This is a genomic window from Streptantibioticus silvisoli, from assembly GCF_027947535.2.
Classification (GTDB): domain Bacteria; phylum Actinomycetota; class Actinomycetes; order Streptomycetales; family Streptomycetaceae; genus Streptantibioticus_C; species Streptantibioticus_C silvisoli.
Genome location: NZ_JAAGKO020000024.1, coordinates 80,920 through 96,880, shown reverse-complemented (window position 1 = coordinate 96,880; position 15,961 = coordinate 80,920). Strand labels below are relative to the sequence as shown.

14 protein-coding genes are annotated in these 15,961 nt (G+C 72.0%); 4 read left to right on the top strand and 10 right to left on the bottom strand.

Going from position 1 to position 15,961, the window contains the following annotated elements:
* Positions 1–9 precede the first annotated feature (9 nt).
* The 10 genes from dapE to POF43_RS17660 all read right to left on the bottom strand — a co-directional run bounded on the left by dapE (position 10) and on the right by POF43_RS17660 (position 10,687).
* On the bottom strand, positions 10–1,311 hold the full coding sequence (gene dapE, locus POF43_RS17705; RefSeq protein ID WP_271322013.1) for a succinyl-diaminopimelate desuccinylase: 1,302 nt from the start codon (positions 1,309–1,311) through the stop codon (positions 10–12).
* Complete coding sequence (locus POF43_RS17700; protein ID WP_271322014.1) at positions 1,311–2,612, bottom strand: MFS transporter; 1,302 nt, start codon at positions 2,610–2,612, stop codon at positions 1,311–1,313. Before POF43_RS17700 ends, dapE begins: the two co-directional genes overlap by 1 nt.
* Entirely contained in the window at positions 2,609–3,196 is a 588-nt protein-coding gene (locus POF43_RS17695) for a nitroreductase family protein (protein WP_271322015.1), read from the bottom strand. Before POF43_RS17695 ends, POF43_RS17700 begins: the two co-directional genes overlap by 4 nt.
* An 11-nt stretch (positions 3,197–3,207) precedes the next feature.
* The gene (locus POF43_RS17690) at positions 3,208–3,900 is read right to left on the bottom strand and encodes an RraA family protein (RefSeq protein WP_271322016.1); all 693 of its coding nucleotides are present in this window, start codon (positions 3,898–3,900) and stop codon (positions 3,208–3,210) included.
* The gene (locus POF43_RS17685) at positions 3,897–5,273 is read right to left on the bottom strand and encodes a hypothetical protein (protein WP_271322017.1); all 1,377 of its coding nucleotides are present in this window, start codon (positions 5,271–5,273) and stop codon (positions 3,897–3,899) included. The genes POF43_RS17690 and POF43_RS17685 overlap by 4 nt, the downstream gene beginning before the upstream one ends.
* Positions 5,270–6,262 carry an aminotransferase class IV gene (locus tag POF43_RS17680; protein WP_271312168.1) on the bottom strand — a complete coding sequence of 331 codons (993 nt, stop codon included), beginning with the start codon at positions 6,260–6,262 and terminating at the stop codon, positions 5,270–5,272. Before POF43_RS17680 ends, POF43_RS17685 begins: the two co-directional genes overlap by 4 nt.
* A gap of 2 nt (positions 6,263–6,264) precedes the next feature.
* Positions 6,265–7,020 carry an iron-containing redox enzyme family protein gene (locus POF43_RS17675; RefSeq protein ID WP_271322018.1) on the bottom strand — a complete coding sequence of 252 codons (756 nt, stop codon included), beginning with the start codon at positions 7,018–7,020 and terminating at the stop codon, positions 6,265–6,267.
* A 71-nt stretch (positions 7,021–7,091) separates the two neighbouring features.
* On the bottom strand, positions 7,092–8,114 hold the full coding sequence (locus POF43_RS17670; protein ID WP_271322019.1) for a hydroxymethylglutaryl-CoA lyase-like TIM-barrel protein: 1,023 nt from the start codon (positions 8,112–8,114) through the stop codon (positions 7,092–7,094).
* 718 nt (positions 8,115–8,832) lie between these two features.
* Positions 8,833–9,342 carry a Dps family protein gene (locus POF43_RS17665; RefSeq protein ID WP_271312171.1) on the bottom strand — a complete coding sequence of 170 codons (510 nt, stop codon included), beginning with the start codon at positions 9,340–9,342 and terminating at the stop codon, positions 8,833–8,835.
* 349 nt (positions 9,343–9,691) lie between these two features.
* Positions 9,692–10,687 carry a substrate-binding domain-containing protein gene (locus POF43_RS17660; RefSeq protein ID WP_271322020.1) on the bottom strand — a complete coding sequence of 332 codons (996 nt, stop codon included), beginning with the start codon at positions 10,685–10,687 and terminating at the stop codon, positions 9,692–9,694.
* 440 nt (positions 10,688–11,127) lie between these two features.
* Between POF43_RS17660 and POF43_RS17655 the strand changes: the two genes are divergently transcribed.
* The 4 genes from POF43_RS17655 to POF43_RS17640 all read left to right on the top strand — a co-directional run bounded on the left by POF43_RS17655 (position 11,128) and on the right by POF43_RS17640 (position 15,829).
* Positions 11,128–11,772 (top strand): TetR/AcrR family transcriptional regulator, encoded by a 645-nt coding sequence (locus POF43_RS17655; RefSeq protein WP_271312173.1) that lies wholly within the window; start codon positions 11,128–11,130, stop codon positions 11,770–11,772.
* A gap of 541 nt (positions 11,773–12,313) precedes the next feature.
* The gene (locus tag POF43_RS17650; RefSeq protein WP_271322021.1) at positions 12,314–12,877 is read left to right on the top strand and encodes a dihydrofolate reductase family protein; all 564 of its coding nucleotides are present in this window, start codon (positions 12,314–12,316) and stop codon (positions 12,875–12,877) included.
* Between the two features lie 913 nt (positions 12,878–13,790).
* Positions 13,791–14,435, top strand: a complete 645-nt coding sequence (locus tag POF43_RS17645; protein ID WP_271322022.1) for a dihydrofolate reductase family protein — start codon at positions 13,791–13,793, stop codon at positions 14,433–14,435.
* Between the two features lie 455 nt (positions 14,436–14,890).
* Positions 14,891–15,829 (top strand): alpha/beta hydrolase family protein, encoded by a 939-nt coding sequence (locus tag POF43_RS17640; protein WP_271322023.1) that lies wholly within the window; start codon positions 14,891–14,893, stop codon positions 15,827–15,829.
* Positions 15,830–15,961 lie beyond the last annotated feature (132 nt).

Genomic DNA, 15,961 nt, shown 5'->3' with positions numbered 1-15,961 from the left:
GGCGGGACGTCAGGAGGACAGGAGTTTGTACAGGGCGGCGTGGCAGTCGGCGAGTTCCTCCTCGCTGACCACCTCGTTCGGCCCGTGGGCGAGTTCGGAGTCCCCGGGGCCGAAGTTGACGGCCGGGATGCCGTGCACGGCGAAGCGCCCGACGTCGGTCCAGCCGAGCTTCGGCCGGACCGGGGCGGCGGTCGCGGCGCACAGGGCGGCCACCAGCGGGTGCCGCAGGTCCGGCGGCGCGGGCGGGGAGGACAGCAGGACCCGTGCGTCGTCGGCCTCCGGGGCCAGGCCGGTGACGACCGCCGCCGCCGCGTCGCTGTCCAGCGAGGCGGCGTGCCGGAAGTTCACCCGGACCGTGCAGCGGTCGGGCACCACGTTGCCCTGCACTCCGCCCTCGACGGCGACGACGGACATCGCCTGCCGGTAGGCCAGTCCGTCGATCACCGCCGGCTCGGGGGTGTGTTCCGCGATGCGGGCCAGGGCCGCCGCCGCGCGGTGGATGGCGTTGACCCCCTGCCAGGGGCGTGCGGTGTGCGCCCGGGTGCCGTCGAAGCCGAGTTCGACGACGAGGTTGCCCTGGCAGCCCGCCTCGACGGCGCCGCCCGTCGGCTCCAGCAGGATCGCCAGGTCGCCCACCACCAGGGGGCGGTGCTCCGCGAACAGCAGGTTCATCCCGCTGCGGCGCGACCCGATCTCCTCCTTGTCGTAGAAGACGAAGGTGAGGTCGAACGCGCTGTCCGCGGTCTGCTCCGCCAGCAGGAGCATGACGGCGAGGCCGCCCTTCATGTCCACCGCACCGAGTCCGCGGACCTTCCCCGCACCTCCCGGCTCCGGGCCGCGCGGCATCACCGGCACGGTGTCGAGGTGGCCGGCCAGCACGACGCGCTCCGCGCGCGCGGTGCCGTCCTCGGTGCGCGCGACGACGTTGTTGCCCACGCGGTGCACGGTCAGCCGGGGAGCCCGGGCGCGCAGCCGCCGTTCCACCAGATCGGCCAGTTCCTGCTCGTCGCCGCTCACCGACGGCACGGCCACCAGGGCCGCGGTGAGCGTGAGCAGGTCGGTCGACCGCAGGACGTCCTGGTGCGTCCGATCGCGTGCCGTGGTGTCGCCCGCGCCGGTGGGGCGCTCCCCCGCGCTGCCGTCCGCACCGGTGGCGCGCTCTCCCGTGCTGCCGTCCGCGCTGCTGGCGCGCTCTCCCGTGGTGTCGCCCGCGCCGCTGGCGCGCTCCCCCGTGGTGTCGCCCGCGCCGGTGGCGCGCTCCCCCGTGCTGCCGTCCGCGCCGCTGGCGCGCTCTCCCGTGGTGCCGTGCATCAACTCTCAGCTCCTGCCGCAGATATCCAGTTCACGCGTGCCGCCAGGACCAGCCGGACCGTGACGACCGCCATGACGGCGGCGCCGAGCCCGAAGACCGCGGATGTTCCCAGTGCCTTGGCGCCCAGGCCCGCGAGGCCGGCGCCGACCGGCATGGCGCCCCAGGCCAGCAGGCGGTAGACGCTGTTGACCCGGCCCTGGAGTTCCTTGGGGATGAGGGTCTGCCGCAGGACGACGACCACCACGTCCCACGTCACCCCGGCGCAGGCGGTCAGTGCCAGGGCCGCGCCCACCGCCCAGGCGGACGGCACCAGCCAGACCACCGTGTTGCCGACGGCCAGGGCGAGCGCGACGCAGACCAGTGCCCGTTCGGAGCCGATCCGCCGCGCCAGGGTGGCCGAGACCCGGGAGGCCAGGACCGCTCCGACGGCCTGGCAGGCCAGCAGCAGGCCGTAGCCGAAGTCGCCGATCCGCAGCACCGTGTGCGCGTGCACCACCAGGACGGCCATCCCGCCGGTCACCACGAGGTTGATGGTGCCGGCGATGAACGCCAGGTTCCGCAGCAGCCGGTGGCGCAGCAGCCAGCGGGCGCCGGTCGTCATGTCGGCGAGCAGCCCGGGGCGCGCCGCGGCCGCGCCGGTGCGTACGGCCGTGGCGGGGGACGCCGTCGTGCGCAGGGTCAGCAGCAGCGTCGCCGACACGAAGAACGTCGCCGCGTCCACCGCGAACGGCGCCCCGGTCACCACGGCGAACAGCGCGGAGCCGACGAGCGGCCCGACGAACTGGTTGGCGGCCGTCTGCGCCCCCAGCAGCCGCCCGTTGGCCTCGACCAGCAGTGCCCCGGGGACCACCGAGGGCACCACGATCTGCGAGGCGTTGCGGAAGAACGTCTCGCAGGTGCCGATGAGGAAGAAGCACAGGTAGAGCGTGTAGAGGTGGGCCCAGCCGAAGGCCACCGACAGCGCGAACAGCGTGACCGCCGTGCCCCGCAGGTAGTCGATGCGCATCATGGCGCGCCGCAGGTCCAGCCGGTCCACCAGCACGCCGGCGGGCAGCCCGAACAGGGCGAACGGGAGCGTCAGGGCCATGGTCACCCCGGCGATGAGCCGGGGGTCGTCGGTCAGGGTGCTGGCCATCAGCGGGGCGGCGGTCAGCGAGATGCCGTCGCCGATCGCCGACGTGGTGGACGCGGTCCACAGTTTCCCGAACTCGCGTCCGAGGCCCTTCGGCGGTGTGCCGTCCGCGGTGGAACGCGCCCGGCCACCGGTGGCGGTGGCCGGGCGGGGAGTGCTCGGGCTCAACGGACCACCCCGGGCGAGCCGTTGACGATCCGGTCGTCGCGGCCCAGCGTGCTCAGGTGGGCCGCGGGGTCGGGCTGCGGGCGCGGGCCGCGGCCGTCCTCGGCGTCCGGGCGCCCGGTGTAGAGGAACCCCAGCGCCCGTTCGCCGTCCGCCAGGCGCAGCACCTCGCGCACCGGTCGCGCGTCGAGGTGGGGACCGGTGCGCCAGTTCGTGGCCCACCCGGCGGCGTGCATGAGCAGCCCGAGGGTGGTCACGACGCCGACGGCCGCCGCCAGTTGCTCCCACTCGGGGACTTTCGGGTGCTGCTGCGGGCACAGCACGATCGCGATCAGCAGCGGGGCCCGCAGCGGCTTGAGTGCCTGGGCCGGGTTGCCGGACGCCTGCGCCAGCGCGTCCCCCAGGTCCCCCCGGGCGCCGTCGCGGATCAGCACCAACCGCCAGGGCCGCAGGTAGGCGTGGTCCGGGGCGGTCATCGCAAGCCCCACCAGCCGTTCGACCTCGGCGTCGTCGGGCGCGGTGTCCAGCAGGCGTCCGGCGCTGCGCCGGGTGCCCACCAGTTCCAGCAGGCCGACGTCGTCGCGCACCGCCTCCACCGTCAGCCGCCTTCCGCGACGCGCAGCGCCATCCGGTTGTAGCCGTGGCGCGCGCGGGCCTCCCGCAGGCTGACTCCGGCCCGCACGTCCTTCAGGACGAGGTCCTCCATCGCGCCGATCCGTTCGACGGTCTCCACGACCTGCGCCAGCCGGTCGGCGGGCACCACGGTCACCCCGCTGCCGTCGGCGCAGACGACGTCGCCCGGCCGCACGGTCCTGGCCTCGGCGCCGCGGCCGATCACCACCGGCTGCCGGCAGGCCGTCATCCGCACCCGGTTCTTGCCGGACCGCATGAAGGCGTCGTGGGCCCACACGGAGTACCCGAGTTCGCGGATACCGTCCAGGTCGCGGCACATGCCGTCGATGACGGTGCCGGCCACTCCCCTGGCGATGGCCACCTCGGCGAGGATGTCACCCCACACGGTGCAGTCCGCCGCGCCGGCGGCCAGCACCACGACCGAGCCGGCCGGTACGTCGTCGAGGAAGTCCGCCGCTGGCCCCTTCGCGCCCGGCTCGACCGGTTCGAACTGGACGGTGAAGGCCGGGCCCACCACCGGGCCCTGGCCCGACAGGCGGCGCGGGCCCAGGATCTGCCCGTCGGCGCCCAGCAGGTCCATGGCGTCGCTGACCACCGCGGTGCCCCGCGCGGCCAGCGACGCGAACGCCGGTGACAGTGTCGTTGCTGGCTCGGTCACCAGGATTCTCCAGACGTGACGTGGACAGCCAGTTTCTGGCCGCCCTGGAAGATGTTGATCTTGGCGTTGTGGCTGGCCTTCGAGCCGAACCCGGCGAGCGCGCCGCCCAGCAGGTAGGCGTCCAGGCTGATGGACATCGGGTCGACCCGGTCCGACCCGGCGGTGACCACCGGGTACTGGAGCGGTCTGACCCGCGACTGGGCGATGTGGCCGCCGGCCGCCGCGCGCCGCACCGCGTCGCGCCAGGCGCCGCGCGGCACGTCGTGGCCCACGGTGACGCCGTCGCCGCGGATGTCGTACGCCTCCTTCAGCACGAAGGAGCCCTGCCGCTCCAGCAGGTCCGCCAGCAGGGAGGTCCGGCCGTCCACGCCGGGGGTCTGCTCCGCCACCCGGCGCGTCCAGGGCAGCAGGTCGGCGACGAGTTGACGCTGGGCATCGCTGAACAGGTGGGCGAACCGCGGTTCCTGCACGAAGGCGAGGCTCAACTTGTTCTCGGCGACGTAGCGCGAACCGAACGGGTTGACGTGCACCATCGGCGTGTCGCGCAGCGCCCGCTCCCAGGTCGCGACCAGGTCGGCGTCGGCGGTCATGGCGTTCCAGGCGACCGTGTTGACCTTGTTCCAGCACAGGTCGGCGGTGCGGGAGCCGAACGTGGCCCGCCCGCCGGTCACCCGCAGGTCCCGGGGGTCGGCGAGGAAGACCTCCAGCCCGCGGGAGCCGAACTCCTCGACCATCTCCACGCTTTCGCGGTTCGCGGCCCCGCGCGGTTGCAGCACCGCCACCCGCTGGGGCGTCGCGGACTTGCCCGGCACCCGGGCCGCCGCCGCGCGCGAAGCGTCCAGCAGCGCGTCGAGGAACCGGTCGCGGCCCCGGTAGGTCAGGGCCGACGGCTCCGCGACGCTGTCGGGCGCCACCAGGGCCGTGACCTGTTCCACCACGTCGTTGATCCGGGAGGTGAACAGCGTCCCGGCGGGCGCGTCGGCGTTGTTCTCCAGCAGCACCAGCCGTTCGGTGGCCTGCTCCAGGTAGCAGTCCAGCCGGCACACCCACGGCGCGTCGCCGGGTCCCGGGTCGGCCGCGATGAGCCGGTCGGCGTCGGCCGGCAGCCCGTACCAGGCGCGGACCTCGGGTTGTTCGCGGTAGTGGCGCACCACGTCGCCGAGCAGGGTGACGTACTCCTCCAGCGGCGAGCGCAGCGCCCGCGCCGCCTCCTCCCGTACGAGCACGGGCATCGGCGACAGCGGGAAGTCGCGGTTCTGGAAGACCGGCGCCTTGGCCAGCACCGTCTCGACCGCCTCGGCCGACCGCCCGGGGTGGGCGACCAGCCGCTGCGCGGTCGCGAGCGCCTGCGGCCAGGCGATCGTGCCGGTCACCGGCCGGCCCCGTCGGCGGGACCGGCCGGTTCGGCGTCCGGGTCCCACAGCACCGGGGTGGCCGGTTCCTCGCCGCGCGCCTGGCGGAAGTAGGCGTCCACCAGGCGGCCGGTCACCGGCTGGCCGGGCCACCCGCCGCACGGCACCCCGTCGACCTCGCGGACCGGGGTGAACTCCGCTCCGGTGCCGCACAGGAAGACCTCGTCCGCCGCGCGCAGCCGCTGCGGCGTCACGGCCTCGGCGTCCGCCCGCAGCCCCATCGCCCGCGCGGTGAGCAGCACCCACGCCCGGGTGACGCTCGGCAGGACCGCGTCCTGGAGCCTCGGCGTCACCAGGCGGCCGTCCTCGACCAGGAACACCGACGCGGTGGGGGCCTCGCTCACCAGGCCCTCGGACGTCAGGAGCAGGCAGTTGTCGAACCCGTCGGCCTGCGCCGCCCGCGCGGCCAGCCGGGGACCGGCGTAGGCGGAGATGTTCTTGGCCGCGCTGGGGAAGACCGGCGCCGACGGCCGCTGCCGGTCGCTGACGGTCAGCCGGGCACCGGTGCCGGTGAGCAGCCACTTCTTGCGGCCGGACGGGGTGACGGAGACCGTGAGCGCGGTGTCGGCCGCGTCGGTGATACCGCCGGAGTTGGCCGCGCTGACGGCGATCCGGACGTAGCTGTCCTCGGTCACCGCGTTGACCTCGACCAGCTCCTCGACGATGCCCGGCACCGCGTCGCAGCACGACTCGTCGAGGTCCATGATCCGGCAGGAGTTGCGCAGCCGATCCAGGTGCTGTTCCAGCAGCCAGGGCCGCACCCCGGTGCCGGGATCGTGCTGCCGGTACAGCCGCACGCCCTCGAAGACGGACACCCCGTAGCGCAGGGCGATGCTGCCCATGGGCAGGGTCGCCTCCTCGGGGGGAACGGTCCTGCCCCGGTGGTGCACCAGCCGCGGGCCGGTGGCCGCGGCCGGCGGACGCACCGCGGCGTCGGGAGAAAGGGTCACCGTCAGGCTCCGTAGCGGAAGACCGGCTCGCTCGGGTTGTAGCCCGTGGCGAGGATCATGTCGAAGTGCCGGTGCCGCAGTTCCAGCGCGTTGGCGAGGGCGTCGACGGCCTGCGCCTTCAGCAGGTCGGTGGTGCAGTAGCGGCGCAGCAGTTCACGGGCGGCGGCGGCGTGCTCGTCCTCCAGCTCGCTGACGGAGTCGGAGGAGGCGTCGGCCGAGGCGTGGTGGACGAAGAACTCGTAACCCTCGGGGGGCAGTTCGTAGACGTCCTTCATCACCGACAGCATGCTCGACCCGCCGGAGCTGACGATGGGCGGCTGGCCCTCCATCAGCAGCAGAACGGAGGCGACGCCGGCGGTGAAGTGCGCCTCGCGGCCGTTGCAGACCCGCACGTTGTGCGCCACCACGGCGGCGGTCTCCGCCGCCAGCGGCGGGTTCTCCAGCTGCTCGGCGGTCACCCCGACCGCCGCGCCGAACGCGGCGAAGGTGTTCAGGTGGCGTCCGGAGTTGGACAGCGCACCGGTCTCCTCCTCGTAGATGTTCTCCACCAGCAGCTTGCGGATGGCGTAGTCGTCGATGTTCGAGGTGATGCCGAGGATGTTGCGGGTCCACAGGTTCTTGATCGGCCAGCGGTTCAGCACGAACGCCTGGAGAAGCGGCTTCGTGGCCTTTCCGGCCAGAATGGTCTGGTAGAGCGGACTGGTCATCTTCTTGCGTTCCGCGATCATGGCATCGAGAACGGATACGAAATCAGTCATGGAAAAGGCGTCCTTCTGTGGGATGGTGAGCGCCCGGAAACGGGACGGAGTGGATACGGAGTGGCTCTTCCCTATTCGCCCGCCGCGATGCCGTCGCGTTCCCGCGAAGCCGGCGCCGGCGTCCGGAAGTCGATTCCACCGCGCAGGAGTACGTCGTAACCGTGACGGGCCGCCTGCCGCTGGAAGAGCAGCGACTGGTCGAGGCTGACGTCCAGCAGTCCCGACACCAGGGACCTGCCGCCCGCGTCGGACAGCATCCGCAACTGCGCGGTGATCGTGCTGCGGTTCCGCAGCAGCGGGTCGACCGAGAAGTCGGCGCCCGCGTGCACGGTGAGATGGGCGGCGATCAGTTCCAGGCGGAGGTTGCCGCCGCCCTTGCCGATGCCGCCGAGGGAGGCGTCGACGGCTCCCGCGTCGGCGTCGAGCGCGGCGAAGGTGTTCGCGAACGCCAGGCCGAGGTTGTCGTGCGGGTGGAAGCCGATGACCGGCCCGTCCGGCCCGGCACCGGCCGCTTCGACGGCCGCGCGAATCCGTGACGTGGTGTCCCGCGGGTACAGGCTCCCGTTGGAGTCCGCCAGGTACACGATCTGCGCGCCTGCCCCGGCCGCCCTGCGCACCGCGGCGCCCAGCTCGGCGGGGCTGAACCTGCTGGCGTGCGTCAGGTTGACCGCCGCCGTCAGTCCTTCGGCGCGGGCCGCCTCGATGTAGGGCGCGGCGGTGTCGACGTCGAGCCGCGATGCCAGGACCCGGGCCATGCCGACCCCCGTGGAGGACACCCCCTTCAGGTCCTGCGGCGCGACCTCGCCCGGCCTGACCATGACGACGAGCCGGGTGCGGCGCACCTCGGCGGCCAGCACCTCCAGGTAGTCCGGCTCGCACCGCTCGGACGGGTTCAGCGCTTCTCCGGTCGCCGTCCGCAGATAGCCCACCTCCGCGTACGGGACGCGGGCCGCCTCCATGGCGCGGACGATCGACACGGCCTCGTCGGCGGTCCAGCTGTGGCCGTTGACGTATCCGCCGTCGCGAAGTGTGACGTCAAGAAGAATCGGCGATCCGACCGCGGAATCAACCGGTAATTCACGATCGGCGTTCACGGTGTCCCCCATTGATGTTTCAATGTACGGTCGCGGCTCGTATCGCCGCACCACAGGAAAGCCATTGGAATGGTCGTTGCACTCCGGACAATTGTCGGGGAGACGTCGCTGTCATAATCGCATGTGCCGAACAACGCAACCTGCTTGCTCGCAGCACTGACCCCTGGGAGAACTACCCTCGTTCATCATCAGTCGCTCTCGCAACACCGTGCGAGATGCTTTTGAGTCATCATGATTGGCCGGTTTCCGGCCCAACCTCACGACGCACTCCGGTTACGGCCGGTGAGCCCGCTTCAGGGGAACGGGTGCCGTTGGTGGACGGCGGGTTCAGGGGGATGGGCACCGGTGGGGGTGGTATTCCGCGGGAACGGGCATCGGCGGCGGGTGGCGCTGCTCCGCGGGGATGGACACCGGCGGGGGGGTGGCGCTTGCGCCGGGGGGATGGGCACCGGCGGTGGACCGCGTCACGGGAACTACCACCGCCGGTGACCGCGGTCGTCACGCCGGAAAGCGGCTGGCGCGGCCCGGCAGGAACGGGGCCTTCCGGATGGGGAGTTCACCTCGTCGCACGGCGGGGGCACATCGACGTCCGCCGGGGAGCTCCCGCGCGCGTGCCGGATCGCCGCCGCACGAAGCGGGCGGCGATCCGGAGCAGAGGGGCAAGGATCGGGCGGGACGACCGCGGGCCGTCGAGAGCTGTCGCGGGCCGTCGCGGCCGTCAGACCTGGCGGTTCTCGGCGCTGATCATCCAGGCCTGCTGTTCGAGGGAGTCGATGATCGCGTGGAGGATGTCGGCGGTGGACGGGTCGTCCGCGTCGATGCCGTCGTGCAGGCGGCGCATGGTGGCCGTCGCCGTGTACAGCCGCGTCGTGATGAGGTCGACGACGGCCGCCACGCTCAGCTCGCCCTCGGGGAACTTCGGCAGGGTCGTGGTCGCCACCACCGTGTCGGAGCGGCCGTCGGGAACGGCCCGCAGGCTCCGCATGCGCTCGGCGACCGTGTCGCTGGCCTCCCTGGCCTCGTCCACGATGTGGTCCAGCTGTTTGTGCAGGTCGCGGAAGTTGTGTCCGACCAGGTTCCAGTGGGCCTGCTTGCCCTGGAGATGCAGTTCGATCAGCTCGACGAGGATCGCCTGCAACGACTCCGCCAGTTGCCGGGATGCCGTGAAGCCAACGGCTGCCTCGTTCTCGGAGAGCCGAGCCGTTGCGGAAACAGTCTGTGACGCCATGCGTCTGCTCCTTAGCGAAGGTCTTCGTCTCCCCCGTGGGACGTCTTCCGTGGGACGTCTTCCCCATGGGACGGAGGCGGGCAGAGAGACCCGTTCCGTCCGGTTGTCTCCCATTGTCGAGGCGTCGGCGGAAACTCGCAGCTTGGGGCGCTGCGGCGGCGGGAGACCGCTCACGCAACCCCGCACGCGCCCGCCCGGTGACCTCACACGGAAACGGCGGCCGCCGGACGGCGGGGTGCGCGGGCGCCGGCCATGGACCGAGCGGGTCGGGGCAGCGCTCACGAAGGAAGCAGTTCAGGCACCGAGCAGCTCCAGGCACCGGTCACGAATCGAGAAGTTCACGCACCGTTCACGAATCGAGAAGCTCGCGCACGAAGATGTCCTCGCTCGTCAACAACCGCTCCGACAGGCCCTGTTCGTGGTGGTAACGCAAGAACGTGTCCACCGCCCCGCGATTCGCACCGACGCCGTACGGCCACCAGTCCTCGCCGAGCAGCCGCCGGTTCTCGGCGAACAACGCGCTGAACCAGGGGGTCATGACCGCCATGTGCTGCTTCGTGGCCCCTTCACGGTACCGCCGCGCCGGGATCTCCTTCGCCTCGCAGAAGGCGCGGTAGACGGCCCGCACCAGGCCGGGCCGTTCCGCGAGTTCCTTGCGGATCGCGACCGCGTGCATCATCGGGAAGATCCCGGTGCGGCGGTAGTACTCCCGCTCCACCGTCACGTGGTCGGGGAAGAGCCGGGCGACCTTCGGTGACCCGTTCAGCACGGCCTGCGGAACGTCGACCGAGATGAGCGCGTCGATCTCGCCCGTTTCGAGCATGGCCCCGAGCGTCTCACCGTCCGCGGCGTGCCGGACCTCCACACCGGCCGGCACGGGCTGGGGGATCCAGTCGAACGACGGGACGGGGTGGTTGGTGCCGCCGATGACCCAGCGGCACCGGTCCGGCGTGACGCCGTACTCGTCGGCCAGGACACCCTTCATCCACACCCCCGGATCGTGCCCCCACAGGGCGAACTCGCCGACGGTCCTGCCGATGAGGTCCTGCGGCTTCTCGATGCCGCTGGCGGTGTTGACGAAGATCGCCGAGTGCCGGAAGTTGCGGTTGGGGAAGACCGGAAGCGCCAGGAACGGCGCGTCCGCCAGGTCGAACGTGCGCAGCAGGTACGTCAGCCCCAGCTCCGCGACGTCGAAGTCCCCCCGCACCATGCCGTGGAAGGTGTCCGACACCAGCGGTGACGTCTCGAACGTGGCGTCCACGCCCTCGATCGTCACGGTGCCGTCGAACAACGCCGCGGTGTGCTCGTAGGCGTAGGCACCGACTGTCAACGGGAGAGCATTCATGGTTCCGGTCCTTGGAAGGTGGTGGACGAATTCGATGGATGAGGGAACGAAGATCCGCGAAGGAAGATCAGTGAACGGAGTCCTTGACGAAGAGGAGCGGCCATCGGCCCGGGGCCCGCGGAGGCCGAGCGCGAGCGGGTGGAACACCTCCCGGCGTCGCGACGTGGCAGAGGTGGCCGCGCCGTCGCCCGCCCGAGGTTCGCGACACGATCGGAGCATTCCGGAAACGGGCCCCGCCGCCGTCGGTCCGGCGTCGCGACGCAGCATCCCGGAGCGCTTACGTGAATGACCATTCACTGTTAAGGTAGGCCGCACGCCACCGGAGAGTCAAGGCGAACGACCATTCATTTTACGGCGCTCCCCCATCGGACCGGGGGCGAGCGCACCAGCTGCCCGCCCGCAGCGTCCGGCGCGACAGGGGAAACGAGAGGGGCAGGGCCATGCCACGGATCACCGAAGCGCGCCGGGAGGCACGGCGCGCCGAGATCGTGGCGGCGGCGCGCCGCTGCTTCTCGCGCGACGGGTTCCACCAGACGTCGATGCCGGACATCGCCAAGGAGGCCGGCGTCTCCGCGGGGGCCTCGTACCGCTACTTCGCCGGCAAGGAGGAGATCATCCTGGAGATCGCCGGCGACGCGTTCCGGATGATCTTCGAACCGGTCGAGCGACTGGTCGGCAGCGCGGAGGCCCCCTCGGTCGCCGATCTGGTGTCCGCGTCGATCGATCCGGTCGGCGGTGAGGAGACCGTCGACGCGGCGGGGCAGGTCGTCCCGGTCGACGAGCTGCTCCGTTGCGCCGTACAGGCCTGGGGCGAACTCCTGCGGCACGAGGGCCTGCGGCAACGGGCCGTCGACGGATTCGAGCACGTCGGACAACGCATGGCCGAAGTACTGCGGCAGGGGCAGGCCGCCGGAACGGTACCGGCCGACCTCGACCCGGACCGCGGCACCAGGGTCGTGATGGCGCTCCTGCACGGCTTCGTACTGCAACGCGTCGCGTTCGGACTCGACGACATCGAAGGCTTCGCCCAGGACGTACGGGCCATCCTCACCGACGCGGGTGTGCTCCGCACCGCCGACCGTTGAACTCCGGTCCCCGTGCCGGGGCGCGCCAGTCGTTCAGGGCGTTAGGCGATCCGGTGGCAGCCCTCCGACGTCAATGTCCTTGGGCACAAATGGTGTTGGGCGTTCGGCTCCCGTCGGCCTCTCCGGATCGGTCCCCTCGCCCCGAAGCACCCAGTTCTGTCGCACAGTTGAAGACGTATGACCAACGCACCCTGTTTACCGCGCTCCTGACTTCACGAAAGCCAACAATGCGCATCCCTCTGCGATCGGCCGCTCCGGCCTTTGGTCTGCTGGCGCTGGCAGGGTGCACTTCCACCGCCCGGGCCCACCCCTCCCGCAGGGCACAGCGCCTCGACATCGGCCGCGCTCCCCGCCCCGGTCACCACCGCCCTCCCGGTGGGCACCAGAACCCTCTTCGCCGCGCAAGGTCTTCGACGACCTGGCGGGTGGCGGTCTCCACCGATCACTGAGGCTCGATGCGGGATGGGATCTCGCGAGCCACGACACGTTCTGCGGCGATCGGCGGTCATACTGTCGAACCCGTTACCGAGGAGGACTTCTGATGCGCAGCGTGACCTATTCGATGAACGTCTCACTTGACGGATACATCGTCGGGCCGGACGGCGGCTTCAACTGGACGGCGCCCGACGAGGAGGTCTTCCGCTTCGCGACCGACGAGGTGCGAGAGCTCGGTGTCCACCTGTTGGGACGACGGTTGTACGAGGCGATGCTGTATTGGGAGACCGCCGAGCAGAATCCATCGATCGGCTTCTCAACGCTGGAGTTCGCCGCCCTGTGGAAGCAGCTCCCCAAAGTGGTGTTCTCCACCACCCTCTCGGCGGTACAGGGCAATGCCCGTCCGGCCTCCGGCGGTCTGGCCGCGGAGATCGAGCGGTTGCGAGCCGAACCGGGGGACGGCAACATCGCGATCGGCGGCGCGACGCTGGCCGCCGAGGCGGCCGCACTGGGGCTGATCGACGAGTACCGGGCCAAGGTCCACCCGGTGCTGGTCGGCGGCGGCATTCCGTTCTTCCCCCAGCACGAGCGCCAGGTGGATCTCGAACTCGTCGAGACCCGCACGTTCAGCTCGGGAGTCGTCCACCTCCGCCACCGCGTGACGCGTTAGCCAACTCGGCCGAGGCGCTGGTTCCGTGAGCGAGGAGTCCGCGACTTCGCAGATTCCTCGCCGGTCACTGACGGAACCCGCGTGCCGATCGGCCCGAACCCGGTCGTGACGGGACGGGATACCGCAAACCGCTCGTCCGAGCGGGATGGCCGTCTTCCGTACGGTCCTCCTCGGCCTGGGAAACGTCCTTTTCCTGGCCGCGGTGGGCATCGCGCTCGTCCGCCTGGCCGAGCGCGTCCCGGGTGCACATTTGCCTCGCGACAGAGGTGACCAGGACGGGTCAGTCCGTGCCCGTCTGCCCGGATACGCGGTATGTCCGCCACATCGGGATCGCGATCGGCACGGCCGTGGTGGCGGTCGGGCTGATCGCCGGCAGCGTGCTCGCACGGCGCCGTCCCTGACCGGGGGATCACCGGCGTGCTCACCGGTGCGCTCACAGAGCCTGGGGACGCAACGGGCCTCCTGGAGCAGGTCGCCGGAGGCGAGGTCCAACGGCGGCCTCGTGTCCGGTTCGCCGCTGCCGTTCGCGGCCGGCGTGGGCCGACCACATCGTCGGTCCCGGTGGCCTCCGCCGGCAACCGGGTCCGCGGGCCGGCACGCCGTCGCTCACCGTCCGCCGTCCGCACCGGCCGGCCCCGTCCCAACGCGCGGAGCGGGCCGCGCCTCCCGGTCCGCGCGGGTCGCGTCGCCCCTGTGCACCGCCCGGCGCGCGCGGAGCCCTCGTGGTGCGGAGTCCGTCGTTGGCGCGGCGGAAGGGCGTTGTCATAGGTGGGCGGCAGGATGGGCCGGGTAACGGCAGGCGTCGTCCGCACGGTCGCGGTGACGCCGAGGCGCCGGTGCGGTGGTGCGCGCTTCCCCTGGCTGGGGGACGCGCTCCGCGGTCATTTCTGGGTACGCAGCAGGAGGTCAGGTCATGTCCCGGGTACGGGTCCACAACTTCTCCATCTCGCTCGACGGCTTCTGTACCGGTGAGGGGCAGAGTCTCGACGCTCCGTTCGGTCACGCGGGGGGACGGCTGCACGAATGGTTCTTCCGGACGAGGACGTTCCGCGAGATGCACGGGGACAGCGGTGGCGGCACGAGTGTGGACGATGCCGTGGCCCGCACCTGGGAGGCGGGGATCGGCGCGGAGATCATGGGGCGCAACAAGTTCGGCCCCCAGCGCGGTCCGTGGGAGGACCACGAATGGACCGGCTGGTGGGGGGCGAATCCGCCGTTCCACACCCCGGTGTTCGTCCTGACCCACTATCCGCGGCCCTCGCTGGAGATGGAGGGCGGCACCACGTTCCACTTCGTCGACGTCACCCCGCAGGAAGCGCTCCGTCAGGCGCGTGAGGCCGCGGGCGACCTGGACGTGCGGATCGGCGGCGGGGTAGCCACCGTTCGCGAGTTCCTGCGCTTGGACCTGGTCGACCATGTGCACCTCGCCGTCGTCCCGATCGTCCTGGGGCGCGGCGAACGGCTGTGGGACGGACTCGAAGGGCTCGAAGAACGCTTCGAGATCGAGTCCGTGACGACTCCCAGCGGTGTCACCCACCTGACCCTCACCCGCCGGTAGCGTTCGTCGGGGTCGCGGCTGCCGGGACCGGCATGCCCGTCGGGACCGGGCGACAGCCGCCCTCGGCGTCCGCGAACACCCGAACGCTGACGACGGAGGGGCGTGCCACGTGAACGCGGACGGTGCGGGTGTTGCGAGCGTTGGGGATGTTACGGAGCCGGACGGGGTGCCGACCGGGGAACTCAGCGCCGAACTGGTCGTGGACGGGCTCCTGCCGTATCCACCGGAGATCTCGCCGGACGGTCGGCGGGTGGTCCACCCGGTCACCCGCGCTCGGCCGGGCGGGGCGGTTTCCCCTCGCCGCGCTCCGGGTCGCCGCCACCGACGGTGCACGCCACCCGAACGGCTCACCGACGGCACGTCGTGGGACAGCACTCCGCGGTGGGACCACCGACTCGGCGTCGGTGGTGTTCCGTTCGGACCGGACGCACCGGGGCGTTCCCCAACTGCACCGGATGCGGCTCGGCGGAGGGGAACCCGAGGCTCTGCCGGAGTGGCGCGGCGCCCTGGCCGACCACCGTCCGCTCGCCGACGGACGCCTGATCGCGGTGATCGCGGCGGACGAAGCGACCCCGGAGGACGAGCGCCGGTTGCGCGAGAGCGACGACGCCCTGGTCCGGGGTGAGCGGGTGGCGTATCAAGGGCTGCGCCCGCTCGACGTCGTCAGCCGCGAGTACCGTGCCGTGCACGGGCTGCACGACCGACACGTGATCGAGGCCGCCCGTCCCCGGACGGCGGACCGCTGGCGGTGCTCACGGTCGCATCCGGACATCGACCCCGGCTGCCACGCCGTCGCGTTGCACATGGTCGATCCGCGCAGCGGTGCCGTCCGCGATCCCGGGCCGGCCCGGGCGGGGGCCCACTCCCCCGCCTGGTGGCACGACGGCGATGCCCGGCACCTGGCCTGCATGGTGCACCGTCCCCTCTCCGTCGGCGGCGACTCCGTTTTCGACGTGACGGTTGCTGACGCGGGCGACGTTCCCGGCGCCGGTACGGCCCCCGGCGCCGGCATCGTTCGCGGCGCCGGCGCGGTCTCTGACGCCGACACCGCCTCCGACGGCGACGTGCTCCCCTGGGGAACGCAGGAGCGGCTGTCCTGGAAGGCCTCCGACGGTCCCGACGTGGAGGGGCTGCTGATCCTGCCAGTCGGCCGGTGCCGTGCGGACGGGCCGTTCCCCCTGGTCACCCTGGTGCACGGTGGCCCCGACGACCGGTACGCCGACGATTTCGCGCTGACCTGGGTCCCGTCGGGACAGTGGCTGGCCGCCGTCGGATACGCGGTGCTCCTGCCCCACCCGCGCGGTGGCCAGGGGCGCGGGCAGGCGTTCGCCTCGGCGGTCACCGGGACGGTCGGCCGCGACGAGTGGACGACATCCTCGGCGGCGTCGACCTGAGGAGGCTGCCGCACGAGGCGGTCGGCGATCAACGGTCGGCGGGGCGGCCGTCAGCGCGGCGGCGGCCAGCAGCCGCGCGGCGGTAGTCGGCGCGCGGCGAACGCCCTGCCCGCCGCGCGGTCGCGGAGGGTC